This is a genomic window from Vibrio sp. 10N.222.55.C7, assembly GCF_041473335.1.
Classification (GTDB): domain Bacteria; phylum Pseudomonadota; class Gammaproteobacteria; order Enterobacterales; family Vibrionaceae; genus Vibrio; species Vibrio crassostreae_C.
On sequence record NZ_JBFRSC010000067.1, the window covers coordinates 1 to 17134 of the forward strand.

The window sequence follows — 17134 nt, forward strand, 5'->3', positions numbered from 1 at the left end:
GGGTATGGGTATCGAGATACCGACTACTTCTTCTTGAAGATAAAAGCGGCTTTCCCCGGAAAGCCGCGATGAACCATTTAAAAGCCCATAAATACAAAAATCCGATATCAATGGTGATATCGGATTTGAACTCAATAATTCAGAGTTCCAGCACGCTCTCCTCTCACGAAGTCTTTACATGTAATGATGTACGGATAATCGGGTATTTATTACCTTTTCGTTTACGTCTGGTAAAGGCTGATACAAGCTTCTCGTAATATCGGATAATACTTGGTCGTAAACTTGCGACACGACGCTAGAGATATCACTGGTTAATTCGTACATGCTATCTGCCGGTTGGGTCGCTTCGTTACTTGATGCGATCTCTGAGAGTGCATGCATCGCTCGCGTACAAACCGGTGACCCACTACTAAGAGGGCAGATAATCGATAACTGGTTGAGTTTTCTGTGTGTCTGAGAGGCGTAGAATTTGAATCTCGCGTACTCCTCAGGCTTCTCCATATCAGGTATGCACATGCGTAACTTGGTCAGGATCTCCATGCAGTCTAAGATCTGTTGCCAATTCATGTGATACTCACGGCTCATGTCTTCACGCTCAGACTGAATTAGCCAGATGATCATTACTTCATCCATCAAGAACATGCTATGGCGAATTGTTTTGCCATGAATCGATTGGTTACGCACCAAGCTACGGTTTTGCCAGTCGCTGTGCATGGCGATGAGCTTGAGGTGATAGATGCGATACATAGGGCGGCTATCAAACGACACATGGGACTGAAGCAGTTCAGATACTTCAAGTATGTTGTCGTAAATCTCGTTCACTTTGCGAATCGAGTCGCTAGACAACTTATAAGCTAGAGCATAGTGCGTTGCCGCGCGATGTTTGCGTGATAACAACAATAATTCTCTAAGCAGAACTAAGGTTTCAAACCTGTGTGATAGCGCTGTTTGTCTCTTCCTTGAGAAATGAAACAGGGCCGCAAGTACTAATAGGGATAAACCCACTGAAATAACTACAAACATATTCAACTCCTAATATTTGTATACCTACTTAGTGGTAGTGCAGACACCGTGCCAAAATAAATAAGTGTTATATTTCAGTTGCTTATGATTTCCCTGTAATTATGGATGATCAATGATGGTGCATGACTTCACCATTCTAGTGAATGTTTTTCATATTTTGCAGGATTTTTTGAGAGGTTAGTCGTGGGCGATGAGATGGAACTTAGATTTCAGTGTAGGAAATGAAGAAGGCCTCACCCTTTATATACTTTTAACTAGAAAAAGCAGTAAGAGTGAGACCTTTCAATGTTCATTTCTGAGTTTCGTTAGCTTAAGAGCTAAGCGTTTAGCACTAAACGTTACGCAAGCTTAAGGTCGAACTCAGTGCGGTACATAACCATATCTTCAATGGTCAGTACTGGCATGTTGTGAAGTTTGCCGAAAGCAACGATCTCTGGCGCTTTTGCCATTGTGCCGTCTGGGTTGGTTACTTCACATAGTACGCCTGCCGATTGAAGACCAGCCATTTGCATAAGATCCACAGTACCTTCTGTGTGGCCGCGGCGAGCAAGTACGCCACCTTTACGAGCACGTAATGGGAATACGTGGCCAGGGCGAGCAAGGTCAGTAGGCTTAGCTGTTGGGTTTGCAGCTGTCTTGATCGTTGTTACACGGTCAGCGGCAGAAACACCTGTTGTTACGCCAACTTTTGCTTCGATAGTGACGGTGAACGCAGTTTGGTTTGCGCTGTTGTTATCAACAACCATAGGTGGAAGTTCAAGTTGGTTTGCTTGCTCGTCGGTTAGACATAGGCACACAATTCCACTGCATTCGCGGATCATAAGCGCCATTTGAGCATTGGTTAGGTGTTCTACTGAGTAGATGATGTCGCCTTCGTTCTCACGATCTTCATCGTCAAGTAGAAGTACGCCACGACCTTCGCGTAGAGCTTGCAGTGCGTTTTCAACGCGAGTGATTGGTTCGCCAAATTCGGCAAGTAGTGAAGACTGATTCATGGTTAAACTCCTAAAATATCACCAGAATCAGGGCTGTATGAGGGATCTCAACCGAGCACAACAAAGCCTACTCATTACAAGTCAACTTTAGCTCATTATGGTTTTATCCAAAACGAAATGCACCCGCCTAAGTTGGAGGTACGAACCCAACTCACGCGGGTACGCCTTTCCAACTTAAACGAGTGTGTTTTCATTCTCTCTCATCCGGACTATAACCGTCGGCTCTGGCATCTCACCAGATCTGCTGACCTCGACGAATCGAGCGCTCGCGGGCTTATCTTTAGATTTTGCTAAGGACATACCGCCGGTGGGGAATTTCGCCCCGCCCTGAGAATAAAAATTAATAATTTGTTTTGCTTTGAAAGCAGACCAGATGGTAATCCTTTCGATAGTGGATTTAAAGGACTGACAGCAAAGTTTTTCAGATTCTGGCCTTATAATCCGGTAAGTGTTCACTTTATCGGCAGACCTTAGCGTGTGGTGTATAGCGGTGCGCAGGCTATGTTTAGTGGGTTTTGATGTCTATATGTACACAAGTGGATGGTCTGGATTATTGGTGATGGCGTGACAGTTCATCAGCTCAATACTTAAGAGGCCCTTTAATCGATTATTGTTACACCATGACGGCTTACTGACCGTTTTGACATAAAATTGATATTGGCGATGCTAAGCTGCGATAGCATCCGAGCACTTTATCTCAAAGATCTTAGCCATGACTTCTCTGTTCTCTAACAAATCCAAAGGCTTATTACTGCTCGTTTTAAGCTTGTATTCTCTAGTGCCTTTTTTGATCTTTGGATCTGACTTCGACCTTGGAAGCGCGGTTCTGCCTTTCTACGGTGCTTTTATGACGTTCGTGACTTACTCGGCGGGTAATCAAGGGTTCTTGGTCACGCTCGCTGTTTTGTCTTTAGTCCTGCTCACGATGAAGTTTTCCAAAGCTAAGTTAGTCAGTCTTTGTCTGCAGCTCGGCTTGTTGTTGGTGCTTAGCTTTGCAGCGAAAACCTTCTTAAAGTATTCCACTGAGAGCCCTCGTCCTTATTCTGAGTATTTGGTAACGCAGGAAGTCGTTGAAATGCCAGAGCTGTTTTACGAGCTGCCTTTGGTAGAAAAAAATGCCGCGATTGAATCTGTGCAAGATAAGGTCAGCGAGTGGCGAACTCGTCATTGGCATGGAGAAACGGATTACTCTTTCCCATCTGGACATATGATTTTCGTCGGTGTGTGTTTGGCGTTCTTTGGTGGTCTTCTCCTAGAGGCGAAACGCTTTTATCTAGTCGGCGGTTTACTGGTTTGGGCTGGTGGTGTCGCCTATAGCCGTGTTTGGCTTGGCATGCATCGACCAGAAGACTTAGCCGGATCTATTGCCTTTGCGGGTTTGATCTATTTATTGGTGCCGCTTATCTCAGAGCAAAAAATAGAACGCTATTTACCTGCATTTTTGAAACAGACTTCTTAGGGATCCGTCCTCACTGCAAAAGAAGGGCTCAGATTAGCAGTACGTAATAAACGCTACTGATTGAGCCCTAGCTCTGCTTGCTTCTTTTTGGTTAGACCTAAGGACACAATTCGGTGTGACTCAATGAGATAGTATCTCAGCTCCTCATCCCTTTGTGGCGTGCTTTCAAACAGCTGAATCCATTTCATACCGCGTGAAGCAAAGTAGGGTGCGGGTTTATAGCCCGGCTCTTCTTTGAGAAAGTCGAAATTCTGATCGGACGCCTTGAAGATAAACGCAGGCTCATCTTTCGGTCCCCAACCACCAATCGCAAACACCTTGCCACCCACTTTCCAAACGTGCGAGTTATTCCACTGCATCACATAACTGGTTGCAGGCAGTGACTCGCAGAATGCGTTGAATTCGTCGTAAGTCATAGAGCGTCCTTTTATCTACTGGGTGTTTGTGTTGGTTTTCTAAGATGTCTTTCTTCTTCTTGTCTTTATCGCCAATAACTAGCCAGCTAAACCCTGCCAGATTGCCGTAAAGCCACTGAGAGAACATAGCAGTAATGAACCAATGCGTATCTTCTCTTTAGGGATGCTTTGTGTCGTCATTAACGCCACTTTGTAACCCAACCAAGCAGCAGGCAGCAAAGGTATAGTGATGATCAAGTGGTGTAGTGTGAAGAAGCCAATTGGGATCTGTACAACCAACGAAATGATCGAACTAAACACGAAAAACGCAGAAAGGTTACCACGAAGCTGATTGGCATCTTGGTGTTGGAGTAGCAGTGCCATCGGTGGACCACCAATACCAGAACTGGTGCCAAAGAACCCAGAGAAGAACCCCGCAATACCCATCTTAGTTGGGGTTGGTTCGAGTCTAAAGGGCAGTAGGCTAACAATCACGGCAAATACTACCAATAAGCCCAACCATAGTGATAACACGCTCGTTGAAACCATCACCAACAAAGCACCACCTGCCAGTGACCCAGGAATACGGCCCAGCAATGCGATTTTTAATCCGCCAATAGAGATATTTGCTCTATGTTTAAAAGCGTTGAATAAAGAGATAAACAGACCGATCAAACAGATAGGCGCAGGCACATAATCTGGAGAGACCAAAAACAGCAGTGGGGCTGCAACAATGGCCAAACCAAAGCCGATTGCGGTTTGCACAAACGAGCCGACAAAAATGAGTGTCATTGCGATAAGGACAGTCTGATCTATGTATTCCATAAGCCTGCGGATTAGTTTTAAAGGAGCGGGTGGATACTATAAATGAAAACTAAAATAATAGTCTTATTATTCAGTGAGCTTTATGCCAGTTTCGCTAGTTATAATTTCTACTATAACGACCAACAAAAAAGCGAGTGAGTATCTCAGGATGCTTCCTTTCAATACTCACTCGCTTTATTGGAACGACTTGTTTACGCTAGTGGGGGAGTCAGCATAAAACGTTAAGCCATTGCCAATTTCAGTCGCTCAATGGGCTTGTCATTGATTGGTAAATGGATAAGTGCTGCTGCAAATGCCAGTACCACCGTTGACCACCAGATTGGCTCGTAAGAACCGTAGTAATCGTATATACGACCACCCACCCAAGCGCCTAAGAAGCTACCCACTTGGTGAGTAAAGAACACCAAACCGTACAACGTTGATAGGTAACGGGCACCGAAGATCTGACGTACTAAGCCAGACGTTAGCGGAACCGTACCCAACCAACAGAATCCAATTGCCGCACCGAAGATAGCCGCGGTTGATTCAGTCACAGGCAGAGTAACAAACGCACCGATAACCACAGTACGCACTAAGTACAGTGCAGACATAACGTGGCGTTTGCTGAACTTGTCGCCCATTACACCCCAGAAGTAAGACCCAAAGATGTTGAAGATGCCAACGTAAGCCAGTGCCATTGCAGCGCTGCTCGCGGGTAGGTCTTTATCTGCTAAATAGCTCGGTAAGTGCGTTGCGATAAACATTACGTGGAAACCGCACACGAAGAAGCCCGCGTGAATCAACCAGTAACCTTTGTGAGCAAACGCTTCAGACAACGCTTCTTTGAGTGTTTGGTTCTCTTCAGCTTGCGCTTGTTTGTTTGAGGCTGCTTTAGGCGCTCGCATGAACAGCGCAAAAGAGATCATCAAACAACACAGTACGCCAAACACTTGCATCGCACTCTGCCAGTCAAATTCATTCAGCATGTATTGTGCGCCCGGAATTACCGCGAACATACCAAATGAACCTGCAGCCGTGGTTAAGCCAAACGCCTTAGCCGCGTGCTCTGCTGGTACAACTTTCGCTACTGCGCCAAGCACGATCACGTAACTTGTCGCACTCAAGCCAAGACCAACCAGTGCGCCTAACGAAACGTAAAGCATGCTCGATTCGGTAGAAATTGAGGCAAGAAGTAAACCCAAACCGTAAGCACATGCGCCAGCAATAATGATGCGTCTTGCTCCCCATTTGTCAGCGGCCATACCAACAAAAGGTTGGAACACACCGAACAATAAGTTTTGTAGAGCAATAGAGAAGCTGAAAAACTCTCGACCCGTGCCGAAATGCTCTGAAATTGGCATCATGAAAATGCCGAATGATTGTCTGATCCCTAGACTGATAATAAGTGTGCCTATCCCTAGCCATACCAGTAAAGGAAAACGGAAAATGCTCATTCTAATACTCTTAAATTAATGGTGGTGATGTGAGTGGTCTTGCGCTGACATGTGTTGGTCAGTCATCTCATGGTGATGTTCGTGCCCAGAATGATCATGCCCTGACTGCTGGTGGCAACCACTGCTTACGGCATGCTGAGCCAAGAGATCAATCAATGGCTGACTGTGATGCACAATAACCAAACTAATGACGAGGAATAACGTCATTCTGGCAAGTTGGGCAAAAAGAGATTGTGAAAACATACGGTGTTGACATGCGCTCAATGTTGTAAGAAGTCGCGCATCATAGTGATGAGTCGGGTATGTATCAAATGACCATTTGTGATGTAGTCTATGCGTTTTATGCATAGATTGTCGCTTGATTGGAATTGGTATAAAACGCGCTCAATAAATAAGAAAACTTGAAGCTCGTTAGTTAATAGAAACAAGTATCTAATTAAGAATGAAAGTCTAAATTAAGGCTTATAACTAGCTGTTTAATTTAAAGTTTCACAAAGCTGTAAAAACTAATATACAAACTAATCACTAAGCAACATTGCTCGTTCACTCGACTTATCTGTCAAACATCGTAAATTTGGGCATAAATCGTTTCAAGACTACTGAAACGCGATGTTAAAAGATTCAGGGAGAGTCATTCACATGGATAAAGATCATAATCTTCGCGAAAACTTACTGGCACTGATCTTAGGTAGCGCATTGGTTTCACTCGGCGTTATCTTTTTCAACCAAGTCGGTTTGCTCACCGGGGGCACGGCTGGTCTAGCGATCTTCATTACCAAAGTAACAGATTTGAGCTTTGGCCAAGTATTCTTCGCACTTAACTTACCTTTCTATATTTTGTCGGTTGCTCGTATGGGCTGGCGCTTCACAATCAATACGTTTATCGCGGTTTCGATTGTTTCGTTCGCCGTGGATCACTTGTATCACGTGATTCAAATTGCCGAAATTCATGCATTGTATGCAGCTTTACTTGGTGGTGGCTTGATTGGTACCGGCATGCTGGTGATTTTCCGTCACAAGATGAGCTTAGGTGGCTTCAACATTCTGGCGTTGTTCTTACAAGAACGTTTTGGAATTCGAGCAGGTAAGGTTCAGATGGCATTAGACTGCACGATTGTTGTGCTTTCTCTGTTCATTGTTGATGTGTCATTGGTTCTTCTGTCTGTGCTTGGTGCGATAGTCACCAACTTGATTCTAGCAATGAATCATAAACCGGGGCGCTATCAACCTGTGGTAAAAGCGGAAGCAGCATAGTTCGGTTCGCTCAAGCTCTAGATTTGCTTAAGCACTCGATTCGCATAAACAAAGAGTGATTTGCAGATTATGAAAACAACAAAGCCAGCATTAATTGCTGGCTTTGTTCTATTGAAATAACGGATTCGATGTAACGATTAACACTTGCCGCAGCTGGCGTTCGGCTTAAGCTCGCAATCAATCACATTGCCTTGTTGATCAAGGGACAAGTTACAACACTCTTCAAACAGGTTCTTAAGATCAGCACGGCTTTTTTGCACGCGGGATTTAACCGTTGAATAGCTGACGTTCTGCGCTTCTGCGATCTCTTTTTGGCTTTGGCCTTTGATGTCGACCGCAAGCAGTAGCGATGAACTTTGTTCTGGCAATGCCTGAATAAAAGGTTCAATACACAATGAAAGTTTCTGCTTAAATTCAGAGTCGTGGTCTAAATCGGTAAACCACAGATCTTCAGCATCAATTTGGCTATCACGTTGTTGGCGTGCATGCTTACGGTAGAAGTCGATAATGGTGTTGTTGGCTAACTGGAACAGCCAAGCCTTAACACTGCTAGCATCTTGTACCTTATCTAAGTTCTGATAGGTCTTAATCAAGATATCTTGAAGCAAGTCGTCTACATCCGCAGAGTTGTTGACCTTGGAATACAGGAATGACTTTAACGCTTGCTGATATTCAGCCCAAACCTGTTCTAAGTCCAAAGATGCCCTATTCAAAGGTGCCTTAGTTGCACTGTTCATTTACGCAACACTCGTCTTGTAAGAAATCAATCACGCCTTCTAGACATTCATACTCCGCCACGCAGAATAACGTTCTTCCTTCTCGTCTTTGGCTGATTAAACCCGCAGACGCCAAGCTTGATATGTGGTGAGACAAGGTAGAACCGGGAATGCCTAGCTCTTCTTGTAGGCCGCCAACTGCAATGCCTTGGTAGCCAGCTTTAACGACACTCTTATAAATGGTTAGGCGAATAGGGTGCCCCAACTCTTTAAGTGCTTTCGCAACGACTTCTAAGTTCATATTAACTCCTCAAGATTTAATTTCGATGTTAGTCGAAATGTATGTCGAATTCAAATTTAAAAACGGTGTCTGTGTAAGTTATTGAAAAACTGTGTTTTCGAAAATCATTTCGATTTTTATCGAAATAATGCTTGTTCTGGAGCTGTTTATTTCTATAATTCGAGAATATTCGAAATTAAGGGTTGGTTACTTTTCTCATAGAGCCCGACCTTCAATCCAGTTTGGAGTTAATTATGAGCAATGAAATGTTAACAATGCTGAAAGACGCACTTGATATGTTCGCTTTCTTAGCAGTAGAGCTAATTATCTTTTTCTTAGCGATCAGCTACATTGTTGGGATTCTTCAAGAGTTCCTTACACCAGAAAAGATTCAATCTATCCTGAGCTCACGTAATGGTAAGGGTTATGTAGTAGCAGCACTACTGGGTGCAATTACACCTTTCTGTTCATGTTCGACCATTCCTTTCTTAAAAGGATTGCTGCGTGCAAGAGCGGGTTTCGGTCCAATGATGGTGTTCCTATTTGGTAGCCCACTATTGAACCCAGTGATCATTGGTTTGTTTGTGATTACCTTCGGTTGGCAAGTTGCTGTGTTCTACTTCCTTGTAGCAATGACGGTGTCTGTAGTGGCTGGTTACGCACTTGAGAAGCTTGGCTTTGAGCGTTACGTAAAACCTGAAGCGTATGAATCAACAGGTTCAGCTTCAAGCTGTGGCACTAGCTGTGGTGATTCTGCTCCTAAGAAAGCAGCACCGGTTAAAGCAGAATCTTCATGTGGTACAAGTGCATGTGGCGAACCTGCACCCGTAATGGCGAAAGAGACATCTTGCTGCGATTCTAAAAAAGAAGAGCCACAAGTAACGGTTTCATGCTGTTCAGCGGATGGAAGCGCAACAGCTGAAATCGTAGAGAAGAAAGAACCTAGTCGTTGGATGAGAATTTGGTTCTCAACTTGGAAAGACTTCAAACAAGTTTTCCCTTACCTAATGATGGGTATCGCGATTGGTTCATTCATCTACGGCTTCATTCCTACAGACCTAATTGCACAGTACGCTGGTGAAGGTATGTGGTATGCGATTCCAGTAGCTGCCGTGATTGGTATTCCACTGTACATTCGTGCTGAAGCGGTAATCCCATTAAGTGCAGCTCTAGTACAGAAAGGTATGGCGTTGGGTTCAGTAATGGCATTGATCATTGGTAGTGCAGGTGCAAGTTTGACGGAAGTTATCCTGCTTAAATCAATCTTCAAGAACCAAATGATTGCAGCATTCCTATTCGTTATCCTAAGCATGGCGATGGGTGCAGGCTTCCTATACAGCTTCATCTTTGGTTAATCAGGTCTGATTTCGAGATAACACCATTGATACAAAGAGATAGATAATAAAAAAGAGCTCACATAGTTGAGCTCTTTTTTTGCTTAGGTTGTCCCGTCCTGAAATGTGTTTAACAAAGCATGATTATCAGACTGCGTTTGGCAGCGCAGCCGAAGTACCGTATGCAGCGAAAGCATTAGTGGCTAACACATCACAGTGATGACGATTAATGGCATCGCCGTAATTGTTAGTGATTCCGGGGAACTGAAAGCGATACATTGGAATCCCGTAGCGACGCTCTCTCTGCTGACCGATTCGATCTTTACTTGTCCATAACAGTCGGTTCTTTGCCGTGCATCTTATTGAAGTGATCTTCATTACTACGCATTTGCTCGTATAGCTCGATGATGCGCTGCCTAGAAAAGTTCAATGTCGTACTTGGTTTAAGCTGCGTGCCCCAACCGGTTAATACCTTTTCCATGAAATCTCTTGTCACCAGTTCTGGGCCGGTAAGTAATCCCGCGCCTTTGCTTCCGCCGGAACTATTCGCATTCCCTACCAAAGTACCGTGTCGGCCTGGCATGTCGGTTGTGTAATATTTAGTGGAAGGGGACAAGCGTGGCATTCTCGCTTTGAAAGCCAATGAGCGTTCGTCTTCAGCAAAAACACATACGATCTGTTTGACGTTTTTGCCCAGTAATTTGTAATCCTTGAATGCGTTCATCCCACCAGGAACGGGGTCACCCGCAAAGATGTTGACGGGAATATGGCTAAGCTTGGGATCTTTGAGCATTCGGTTCGCCAATTCAAAGCAACTCACACCACCACGGCTCCAACCTACGATGTTAATTTGGCTAATGGGCTTGGTTTGGTGTTCAATCGCTATGTTCTGTTGGCGAGCAGCGATACCTTGTTTTAGATCGGCTGCCAGTGCTTGTGAGTCTTTCAACCAATCCTGATATTTTTGGTTGGTTGCGAAAGGCCAAGCTGATTTTTCTGGGCGAGATTCACTAAGCAGTCCTTTTGCTCTCTTCATGTAGTTATTCTTATCTTGTTGGCTTCCGCGCAAGATATTCAGTACATGACGCATGTTGCTGTCGATGCCTTTGCCTAGCAATGTCCCCTTAACTCCAGAATACGTGTCGTCCTTACCTTGCTTCAACCATTCGTTCTGATTCCCACTGCCAACGCCATCCACTTGAATGTAGTCAATCATGTCTCTGCCCGTTGCATTCTTCGCTAGCGTCGAAATCAATTCGCCAGAAACATAGTTTTTGTGGTTGTTGTCTTCTGAGTTTGAGCCTGTACCACAGAAGAATACGGTTAATACGCTCATCCTTTGCCTTTAACACGATTAATTAAGATTGGAATCAGTATAGAAGTGATATGAGAAATTTATAAGATTGAATGAGTTAGAGAGAGGCATTGCTCCGAAAGTTGATGTAATTAGTCTGAAAAAAGTATCGCTATCCAATTTTTGGAGTGCTGTATATCTATAATTTTAAAATTATCATTAATATCTATGTTTCCGTGTTGTTAATGCAATGGTGTCAGTATTTTATATTATTGGTTAATAATTGGACTGTTTTTACATCGATATCTAGTATTTGTATAAGGCCGACCAATCCAATAGCATTCATTAATATTCAGAATGTTACGTTTATTTGACGGTGGAAGTGTCAAAAGTATGGAGTTAATGAATGAGAGATAAATTAAAAATTTACTGTCTTGGGACCCCAATCGTTGATGCGGAAGATCGATTTGATATCGCACAAGTAAGTGATATTGAGCAACTGCCAGAGTTGTTAGGTGGTGTAGTTTTTCTAAACACGGAAGCCAGTGTACAAGATGATTTATTAAGTCAACTTCACCGTTGCAGAAAGTTTTGGTCTTGGAAGATTTATGTATTTGAAACTAGCGCATTATCAGTTTGTTTATCTGATGGAGTTTTAAAGCAAGATACTATTGAGGAAGAACTGACCCAACATAGTAGAACGTTGAACAGTGTTTCTGAATCGACGGATGCTTTAGACCCTTTAATTGGATGGTTAGGGTTGGAGCAAGATCGACGACTAGTCCCTCATCACTCCCTGACTCTGAAATCGATATATTCTTACCCTTTAGTCGACTTATATTATCCAGAGTTAAGTTCTACATATCGTTTTGTTTTGTCAGAAACCAAGCGTGATACGTTTGAATATGATGAGTTGATCAATCGAATCCGTGTATGTTCTGACTGCGCTAGTGCTCATTTGAATTACATCGAAGTGTGCCCTTCATGTAAAGACATTGATATTACCGAGCGTGTCTCATTACATTGTTTCACCTGTGGTCATGTAGCCGAACAAGGACAATTTAAACGTAACCATAAACTGGAATGCCCTAAATGTTTAACTCAACTTCGTCATATCGGTGTGGATTATGACCGCCCGTTAGAGACTCATTCATGTAACGTTTGTTCTCATTCCTTTTCTGAAGCTGAGACTTTGGCTGTTTGTTTTAGTTGTGACGCCAAGAATGATGTTTCTCAGTTGGTTGTCAGGAAAATCTATTCATTAAAATTAGGTGTGCAGGGCGAGTATATATTCCGTCACGGCGTCAAATTATCTGCTCCACAGCTGACACTACGCGGCAAAGTAGACAGCGGGTATTTTTCAAACCTCCTTGATTGGGTCAATCGTATCGCTATCCGTCATCAAGAAGAGCATCTTCTCCTAGGTCTGCATCTTCCTGATTTAGCTCAATATGTATCTAAGAATGGAGATGCGAAAATGTTTGCTTTGATCGAGCAAATTACTGAGCGCCTTAACGGTTTGTTTAGAGACTCAGATATTTGTTGTCAATACAAAAGTGATGTTCTTTTCGTATTTATGCCTAAAGCTAAGATGGAACATATCAATGTGCTGCGTGAAAAAATAGAAGCCCTTTGTCTACTTATTGAAGACGATGATTTTACATTGAATGTGTTTGCTTGGAGCCTTCCTGACCCCATGGTTAAAGAGGACGTAGGGGCGTGGTTAGAGAGTAAAGTCGGCGAAATTTATGCTGTCGAATAGCCTCAATCTTCAACAATATTTTTGGGGGATGTTACTCGAAAATGCAGAGCTATGGCTCATGCTGTTTCCCATGATGGTTATTGTTGAATTGCCACTTTTTTTACTCGTGTTAACAGGGATATTTCGTTGGTCTTATTCTGAGAGTGATATTGAGATAACAGAATACCCGAGCATATCTTTCGTCATTACTTGTTATGGCGAAGGGGATGCGATTGAAATTACGATAGATACACTAGTTGAGCAACTGTATCCCGGAAAGATTGAAGTGTTAGCGGTAGTTGATGGCGCAGCTCAGAATGAAGATACATATCAAGCTGCGATTCGAGGTGAGCAGAGACATCAATGTGTAAAAAATCGAAATGTTCGAGTTATACCCAAGTGGCAAAGGGGAGGAAGAGTATCAACATTGAATGCTGGTTTAGATAATGCCACCGGCGATTTTGTTATAAATGTTGATGGCGATACTTCTTTTGATAACGATATGGCACTGCAAATGATGAAGCAATTTACTGACAAGAATGTGATTGCTTCGGGTGGTGCGTTGCGTGTAAGAAATTGGCAGGACAACTTACTTACTCGTATGCAGTCTCTAGAATATATGTTGTCTATGCAAGCAGGAAAAACAGGGCTCTCAAATTGGGGAGTGCTAAATAATATTTCTGGAGCCTTTGGTGCATTTAGAAAAAATGTATTAAAACAAGTTGGAGGTTGGGATACGCATACGGCTGAAGACCTCGATTTAACGATGAGGCTTAAGCAATATAAGAAACGCTACCCAAATAATAGATTGGCTTTTGCACCAAGAGCTGTCGGTCATACTGACGTGCCTCATACCTTAAAAGGATTAGTACAGCAAAGGCTTAGATGGGACGGCGATTTATTGTTTCTGTTTTTGAGGAAACACAATGAAGGACTAACCCCCCGTTTACTGGGTTGGGGGAATTTCATCTTCACTCTCGTTTATGGTGTATTGCAAAATGTATTGCTGCCGATTCTAGTTTCAGTGTTCATGTTTTATATATTTTGGGTTCACTCAATTGATTTTGTTGCTGCATTGATGATTCTAATTTATTGCGTGTATTTGTTTACCGTAATTCTATTTTTTACTGTTTACATTGGTTTAGTTTCTGAAAGGGAGAAAGAGGATCTAAGAATGGCTAAATGGCTACCCCTCTATCCTTTTTATCAGTTTTTTATGCGCTTGATTACTGCGTTCTCCATGATTAATGAATTATTTAGAAGAAGTCACGAAGAGTCGAGTATGGCTCCTTGGTGGGTATTGAAAAAAGGCAAAAGGTTTTAGCAATGAAAGTAAAATTTCATCTGGATAAAAAAAACAAACCTCAATCGGATGATGGTGTGAAGGTTGCTTACGGACAAGCAAAAAGAGGGGGCTATCGCTTTCGTTGGTATTTGATCTTGAGCTTGGTAATAAGCCCACTTTTATTCGTGGCTTATTTTTTCTTGAAGACAAATTTTCTCGTGATTGCTCCGGCTATTGTTACGTCTTATCCAGTTACTCTGACTGCTAAGGTTGCAGGCATTGTTGGGCCGATACCCATAGACGACGGCACTCAAGTGGAGCGAGCACAGACTGCAATTCAATTGACGAATTTGGAAATTGAAGCTCAAATTGAGTTTATACATGCGGAGCTGTTAGGGTTAAAAGTCAATTTACCAAGCGATATGGAAGCATTGCACTTAAACGGTATTGCAGAAACGCGTCGGAACCTCAGTAAAGTACAGCAAATTCAAAAGCGTTATGAAGAATATCGTAAAAAAGGACAAGTATCGGATGTGGATTATGCCAGTATTGTTGGAATGGGTAACTCGCTGAACAACCAGTTGAATCAACAAAAGCTTGATTATCAAAGCGCGAAATTGGCTGAAGAGGAGCGGGAGTTAGCTGGACCAGTTAGTCAGGCTAAACGTTCATTGATGAAAGATTTAGCCCTTAAGCGTGTAAGAGAGCAAGAGTTATCGGTAAAGTCTCCCTATGCGGGTCGCGTCGTAGACATACATGTTGTCGAAGGGCAGCGAGTTTTTGAAGGCGATGAGCTAGTGACGATAGCAAAAAATACCGTTCCTCATATCGTGGCTTACCTAGACCCTAAATATTTAGAAGACGCGGTAAAGGGAGCAAATGCGTTGGTAAAGTTTCCTAACGGTAGCTCTTTTGAAGCTGAAGTGTCCGATTCGGTAGAAGTTGTGAGCAAATTACCAAGCCAGTTAGTAAGCCCGTTTGAAGGTCAGCCGGCGTATTTGAAAGTTGTATTGGACTTTATTACAGCACCGCCGGAAGAGTATTGGGTTGAAGGGATGACAGTTGAAGCTCGTTTTTAGTTCGGATGTTAACTGAACAAAGGAGTGAATGGAGCGTGATCGCTCCATTTTTATTTCAACAGCTATGAGTTGAATCAGAAGTCTCTTAGATCAAGCTCATTGTTGATCAACACAACACACTGAGAAGCAAACAGCATGTTCGGGCCTAAGCTGATCTTTTCTGTACCTAAGCGCTTTAAGCTGTTGTAGCTTTTCTTCGGCATTGGGATGTGGTCAGTCAGAAGGAAACATGGGTTTTCCGCAATCTCTGCATCACGGATAAAGTCGCCTTTTTTATCCATCATGTACAGCTGGTGGTCTTCGGCCAGTTCTTTGACCAACTTTTCAAAGCTCATCGTACGAACCGTGATGCCCGGTTCTACCTGACGTGTTTGTTCTTTTGTCATGCCTTGAGAAGCGTCAACCGCTCTTACTACCGCAGATAACAGTGCAGATTCATGAAAGCCGCCAATGTTGGTGATTTCATTTGAATCGAATGTAATGGTACGTGAAAAGTCTTTAGTACTTTCTAGCACAAGATGCACGGTGACATTCTCACGGTGAGATTGAGCAACGAAGATCGTGTTCATCAGAGTATGAGCCAGAATCTCAGTATGAGCGTCTTGCCCAACACCTTCTAAGATAAGTTTGCTCTCTGTAGGGGCTGCGCGAGCGCGTAATACAAATGAACGCATGGAATGTACCTTGTCAGTATGTGATAAAGCGAAACGGACTTTATCAACATGAATTGATGAATAACCAAAATTGTGGCGGTATGTAACTCTTTTCTATTAATGAAGTCAAATGGAGTTGCACTTAGCACCAACCCGCGAACTTTGAGTATTAAATAGAGAATGACCACATTACAAGACGGTAAGGGTTGAAGCGAACCAATGTTTACATAGATAGTATGCGCAAAATTATAAAGTGACTTACATAAGGAAGCTGTCGGTGAAGTTACAGAAGATTAATAAAGAAGAATATAGAAAGAAGATGAACCTGTTGTTGGTGTCATTAGTTGGGTCACTTGCATTGTTTGCCATTGTATTCGGCACCATTCTGATCGAATTGTTTGGCTCGGCGACTTCAATTACTGGTGAATCGACAGGGAACTTTCATTTGAACGTACTTGGGGTGATCTTATCTGTCGCTTTGAATGCGTTTATCGCAAGCCGAGCGAAAGGGCATGAGTATTTCAAAGAAGCGCTTTATGTTTGGAACCTGAAACAAATCCACAATCAAATCTATCGTAAGCTCAAGCGCATTCAGCCAAAAGCGGAACAAGGCGACCGAGACGCGCTGACTATCCTTTACTTCTATTACACTACGCAAAAACAGGTATACGACCTAGACAATAATACGTTGACGATAAAAACGGTTCAGCAGTCGCTAGATAACATCGTAGAGCTGAGTGATAAATGGAGTATTGAACTAGATATAGAGGTATTTTCGAAAGATTTAGTCGCAAAATTTTAAGTGATATGCCTGTAATTGTATGAGCTTTGACCTGTGAAAGACGCTTTTGACGTAAAAGTAGACACTTAAGCAACTTTTTTGAATTTTTATCAAAAAAGGGGTTGCCATGTTTACGATGATCTCTATAATGCCGCGTCACTGACACGGCAGACGCCACAAGGCTTCAGCGGTAATCAGTAAGACGGAAAGTTCGAAACAAATTAATTTTAAAAAGTGTTTGACACTTAAGATTAAATCGCTAGAATTCACGTCCGCTTTCAAGGGTTTCTTTGTAAAAAGAAAGTTTCGATAAGCAAAGCTCTTTAACAATTTAAACCTATCAATCTGTGTGGGCACTCGTTGATGAATATCAAAACGTTTTATCGTTAGATAAAACAGATTCTTCGGAATCAAAATTGATTTCAATGAACTGAGTGACCAATACAAAATTAAGTTTACTTAATTTTGGCACAGTCAATTCATTACCATTCTGTTCCTATTTATTTAAGAAGAGAGGGGTAATAGCTTTAGAATTACATGTTTCTGTTCTTTTTCGAAAGAGCGGTAAATATTAGTTTTGAAGTCAG

The 17134-nt window shown here is 42.7% G+C and carries 18 protein-coding genes and 1 riboswitch; of the genes, 8 read left to right on the plus strand and 10 right to left on the minus strand.

Annotated features, from left to right (window positions below; all coding sequences use genetic code 11):
- Nucleotides 1-174: 174 nt before the first annotated feature.
- Together AB4482_RS20970 and ribB are read right to left on the minus strand one after the other, a co-directional pair.
- Nucleotides 175-1023 carry a hypothetical protein gene (locus tag AB4482_RS20970; protein ID WP_017064918.1) on the minus strand — a complete coding sequence of 283 codons (849 nt, stop codon included), beginning with the start codon at nucleotides 1021-1023 and terminating at the stop codon, nucleotides 175-177.
- A 338-nt stretch (nucleotides 1024-1361) separates the two neighbouring features.
- Nucleotides 1362-2018, minus strand: coding sequence for a 3,4-dihydroxy-2-butanone-4-phosphate synthase (gene ribB / locus AB4482_RS20975; protein ID WP_017054827.1), 657 nt, complete (start codon nucleotides 2016-2018; stop codon nucleotides 1362-1364).
- Nucleotides 2019-2206: 188 nt separating this feature from the next.
- Nucleotides 2207-2357: riboswitch (FMN riboswitch) on the minus strand.
- 373 nt (nucleotides 2358-2730) lie between these two features.
- On the opposite strand from ribB, the gene AB4482_RS20980 reads away from it, so the two are divergent.
- Nucleotides 2731-3477 carry a phosphatase PAP2 family protein gene (locus tag AB4482_RS20980; protein WP_102429225.1) on the plus strand — a complete coding sequence of 249 codons (747 nt, stop codon included), beginning with the start codon at nucleotides 2731-2733 and terminating at the stop codon, nucleotides 3475-3477.
- A gap of 53 nt (nucleotides 3478-3530) precedes the next feature.
- Here AB4482_RS20980 and AB4482_RS20985 read toward each other — a convergent pair whose 3' ends face one another.
- The 3 genes from AB4482_RS20985 to AB4482_RS20995 form a co-directional block, all read right to left on the minus strand.
- Nucleotides 3531-3893, minus strand: a complete 363-nt coding sequence (locus AB4482_RS20985; RefSeq protein WP_017061695.1) for an MmcQ/YjbR family DNA-binding protein — start codon at nucleotides 3891-3893, stop codon at nucleotides 3531-3533.
- Between the two features lie 78 nt (nucleotides 3894-3971).
- A complete protein-coding gene (locus tag AB4482_RS20990; protein ID WP_170962367.1) occupies nucleotides 3972-4697 on the minus strand; it encodes a sulfite exporter TauE/SafE family protein in 726 nt (241 codons plus the stop codon).
- A gap of 221 nt (nucleotides 4698-4918) precedes the next feature.
- Complete coding sequence (locus tag AB4482_RS20995) at nucleotides 4919-6130, minus strand: MFS transporter (protein ID WP_372181586.1); 1212 nt, start codon at nucleotides 6128-6130, stop codon at nucleotides 4919-4921.
- A gap of 29 nt (nucleotides 6131-6159) precedes the next feature.
- Here AB4482_RS20995 and AB4482_RS21000 point away from each other — a divergent pair, with 29 nt between their 5' ends.
- Nucleotides 6160-6309: a hypothetical protein gene (locus tag AB4482_RS21000; protein WP_017061698.1), complete on the plus strand. Its 150-nt coding sequence runs from the start codon at nucleotides 6160-6162 to the stop codon at nucleotides 6307-6309.
- Nucleotides 6310-6769: 460 nt separating this feature from the next.
- Nucleotides 6770-7384 carry a YitT family protein gene (locus tag AB4482_RS21005; protein WP_017065874.1) on the plus strand — a complete coding sequence of 205 codons (615 nt, stop codon included), beginning with the start codon at nucleotides 6770-6772 and terminating at the stop codon, nucleotides 7382-7384.
- 137 nt (nucleotides 7385-7521) lie between these two features.
- Here the strand turns inward: AB4482_RS21005 and sigZ are convergent, their stop codons facing one another.
- Both sigZ and AB4482_RS21015 read right to left on the minus strand, forming a co-directional pair.
- Nucleotides 7522-8121 carry an RNA polymerase sigma factor SigZ gene (sigZ, locus tag AB4482_RS21010; protein WP_372181587.1) on the minus strand — a complete coding sequence of 200 codons (600 nt, stop codon included), beginning with the start codon at nucleotides 8119-8121 and terminating at the stop codon, nucleotides 7522-7524.
- The gene (locus tag AB4482_RS21015; protein WP_004733042.1) at nucleotides 8105-8401 is read right to left on the minus strand and encodes a helix-turn-helix transcriptional regulator; all 297 of its coding nucleotides are present in this window, start codon (nucleotides 8399-8401) and stop codon (nucleotides 8105-8107) included. The genes sigZ and AB4482_RS21015 overlap by 17 nt, the downstream gene beginning before the upstream one ends.
- Nucleotides 8402-8634: 233 nt before the next feature.
- Here AB4482_RS21015 and AB4482_RS21020 point away from each other — a divergent pair, with 233 nt between their 5' ends.
- Complete coding sequence (locus AB4482_RS21020) at nucleotides 8635-9735, plus strand: permease (RefSeq protein WP_017061701.1); 1101 nt, start codon at nucleotides 8635-8637, stop codon at nucleotides 9733-9735.
- 126 nt (nucleotides 9736-9861) lie between these two features.
- Here the strand turns inward: AB4482_RS21020 and AB4482_RS21025 are convergent, their stop codons facing one another.
- Entirely contained in the window at nucleotides 9862-10092 is a 231-nt protein-coding gene (locus AB4482_RS21025; RefSeq protein ID WP_372181589.1) for a hypothetical protein, read from the minus strand.
- Entirely contained in the window at nucleotides 10037-11050 is a 1014-nt protein-coding gene (locus tag AB4482_RS21030; protein WP_372181590.1) for a hypothetical protein, read from the minus strand. Before AB4482_RS21030 ends, AB4482_RS21025 begins: the two co-directional genes overlap by 56 nt.
- Nucleotides 11051-11414: 364 nt before the next feature.
- Here AB4482_RS21030 and AB4482_RS21035 point away from each other — a divergent pair, with 364 nt between their 5' ends.
- Genes AB4482_RS21035 through AB4482_RS21045 form a run of 3 tightly spaced genes read left to right on the plus strand, consistent with a single transcriptional unit; the run spans nucleotide 11415 to nucleotide 15113 of the window.
- Complete coding sequence (locus AB4482_RS21035) at nucleotides 11415-12770, plus strand: diguanylate cyclase (RefSeq protein WP_372181592.1); 1356 nt, start codon at nucleotides 11415-11417, stop codon at nucleotides 12768-12770.
- Nucleotides 12757-14073, plus strand: coding sequence for a glycosyltransferase (locus AB4482_RS21040; protein ID WP_372133198.1), 1317 nt, complete (start codon nucleotides 12757-12759; stop codon nucleotides 14071-14073). The genes AB4482_RS21035 and AB4482_RS21040 overlap by 14 nt, the downstream gene beginning before the upstream one ends.
- On the plus strand, nucleotides 14040-15113 hold the full coding sequence (locus AB4482_RS21045; protein ID WP_372133195.1) for an HlyD family secretion protein: 1074 nt from the start codon (nucleotides 14040-14042) through the stop codon (nucleotides 15111-15113). The genes AB4482_RS21040 and AB4482_RS21045 overlap by 34 nt, the downstream gene beginning before the upstream one ends.
- 74 nt (nucleotides 15114-15187) lie before the next feature.
- Here the strand turns inward: AB4482_RS21045 and trmY are convergent, their stop codons facing one another.
- A complete protein-coding gene (gene trmY, locus AB4482_RS21050) occupies nucleotides 15188-15787 on the minus strand; it encodes a tRNA (pseudouridine(54)-N(1))-methyltransferase TrmY (protein WP_017083166.1) in 600 nt (199 codons plus the stop codon).
- Between the two features lie 256 nt (nucleotides 15788-16043).
- Between trmY and AB4482_RS21055 the strand changes: the two genes are divergently transcribed.
- The gene (locus AB4482_RS21055) at nucleotides 16044-16568 is read left to right on the plus strand and encodes a DUF3087 family protein (protein ID WP_372181594.1); all 525 of its coding nucleotides are present in this window, start codon (nucleotides 16044-16046) and stop codon (nucleotides 16566-16568) included.
- Nucleotides 16569-17134 lie beyond the last annotated feature (566 nt).

Coding starts and splice junctions, on each gene's coding strand:
- AB4482_RS20980 (WP_102429225.1), top strand. CDS start 2,731: ATGACTTCTCTGTTCTCTAACAAATCCAAAGGCTTATTACTGCTCGTT.
- AB4482_RS20990 (WP_170962367.1), bottom strand. CDS start 4,697: ATGGAATACATAGATCAGACTGTCCTTATCGCAATGACACTCATTTTT.
- ribB (WP_017054827.1), bottom strand. CDS start 2,018: ATGAATCAGTCTTCACTACTTGCCGAATTTGGCGAACCAATCACTCGC.
- AB4482_RS21040 (WP_372133198.1), top strand. CDS start 12,757: ATGCTGTCGAATAGCCTCAATCTTCAACAATATTTTTGGGGGATGTTA.
- AB4482_RS21005 (WP_017065874.1), top strand. CDS start 6,770: ATGGATAAAGATCATAATCTTCGCGAAAACTTACTGGCACTGATCTTA.
- AB4482_RS21020 (WP_017061701.1), top strand. CDS start 8,635: ATGAGCAATGAAATGTTAACAATGCTGAAAGACGCACTTGATATGTTC.
- AB4482_RS21025 (WP_372181589.1), bottom strand. CDS start 10,092: ATGAAGATCACTTCAATAAGATGCACGGCAAAGAACCGACTGTTATGG.
- sigZ (WP_372181587.1), bottom strand. CDS start 8,121: ATGAACAGTGCAACTAAGGCACCTTTGAATAGGGCATCTTTGGACTTA.
- AB4482_RS20985 (WP_017061695.1), bottom strand. CDS start 3,893: ATGACTTACGACGAATTCAACGCATTCTGCGAGTCACTGCCTGCAACC.
- AB4482_RS20995 (WP_372181586.1), bottom strand. CDS start 6,130: ATGAGCATTTTCCGTTTTCCTTTACTGGTATGGCTAGGGATAGGCACA.
- AB4482_RS20970 (WP_017064918.1), bottom strand. CDS start 1,023: ATGTTTGTAGTTATTTCAGTGGGTTTATCCCTATTAGTACTTGCGGCC.
- AB4482_RS21030 (WP_372181590.1), bottom strand. CDS start 11,050: ATGAGCGTATTAACCGTATTCTTCTGTGGTACAGGCTCAAACTCAGAA.
- trmY (WP_017083166.1), bottom strand. CDS start 15,787: ATGCGTTCATTTGTATTACGCGCTCGCGCAGCCCCTACAGAGAGCAAA.
- AB4482_RS21035 (WP_372181592.1), top strand. CDS start 11,415: ATGAGAGATAAATTAAAAATTTACTGTCTTGGGACCCCAATCGTTGAT.
- AB4482_RS21015 (WP_004733042.1), bottom strand. CDS start 8,401: ATGAACTTAGAAGTCGTTGCGAAAGCACTTAAAGAGTTGGGGCACCCT.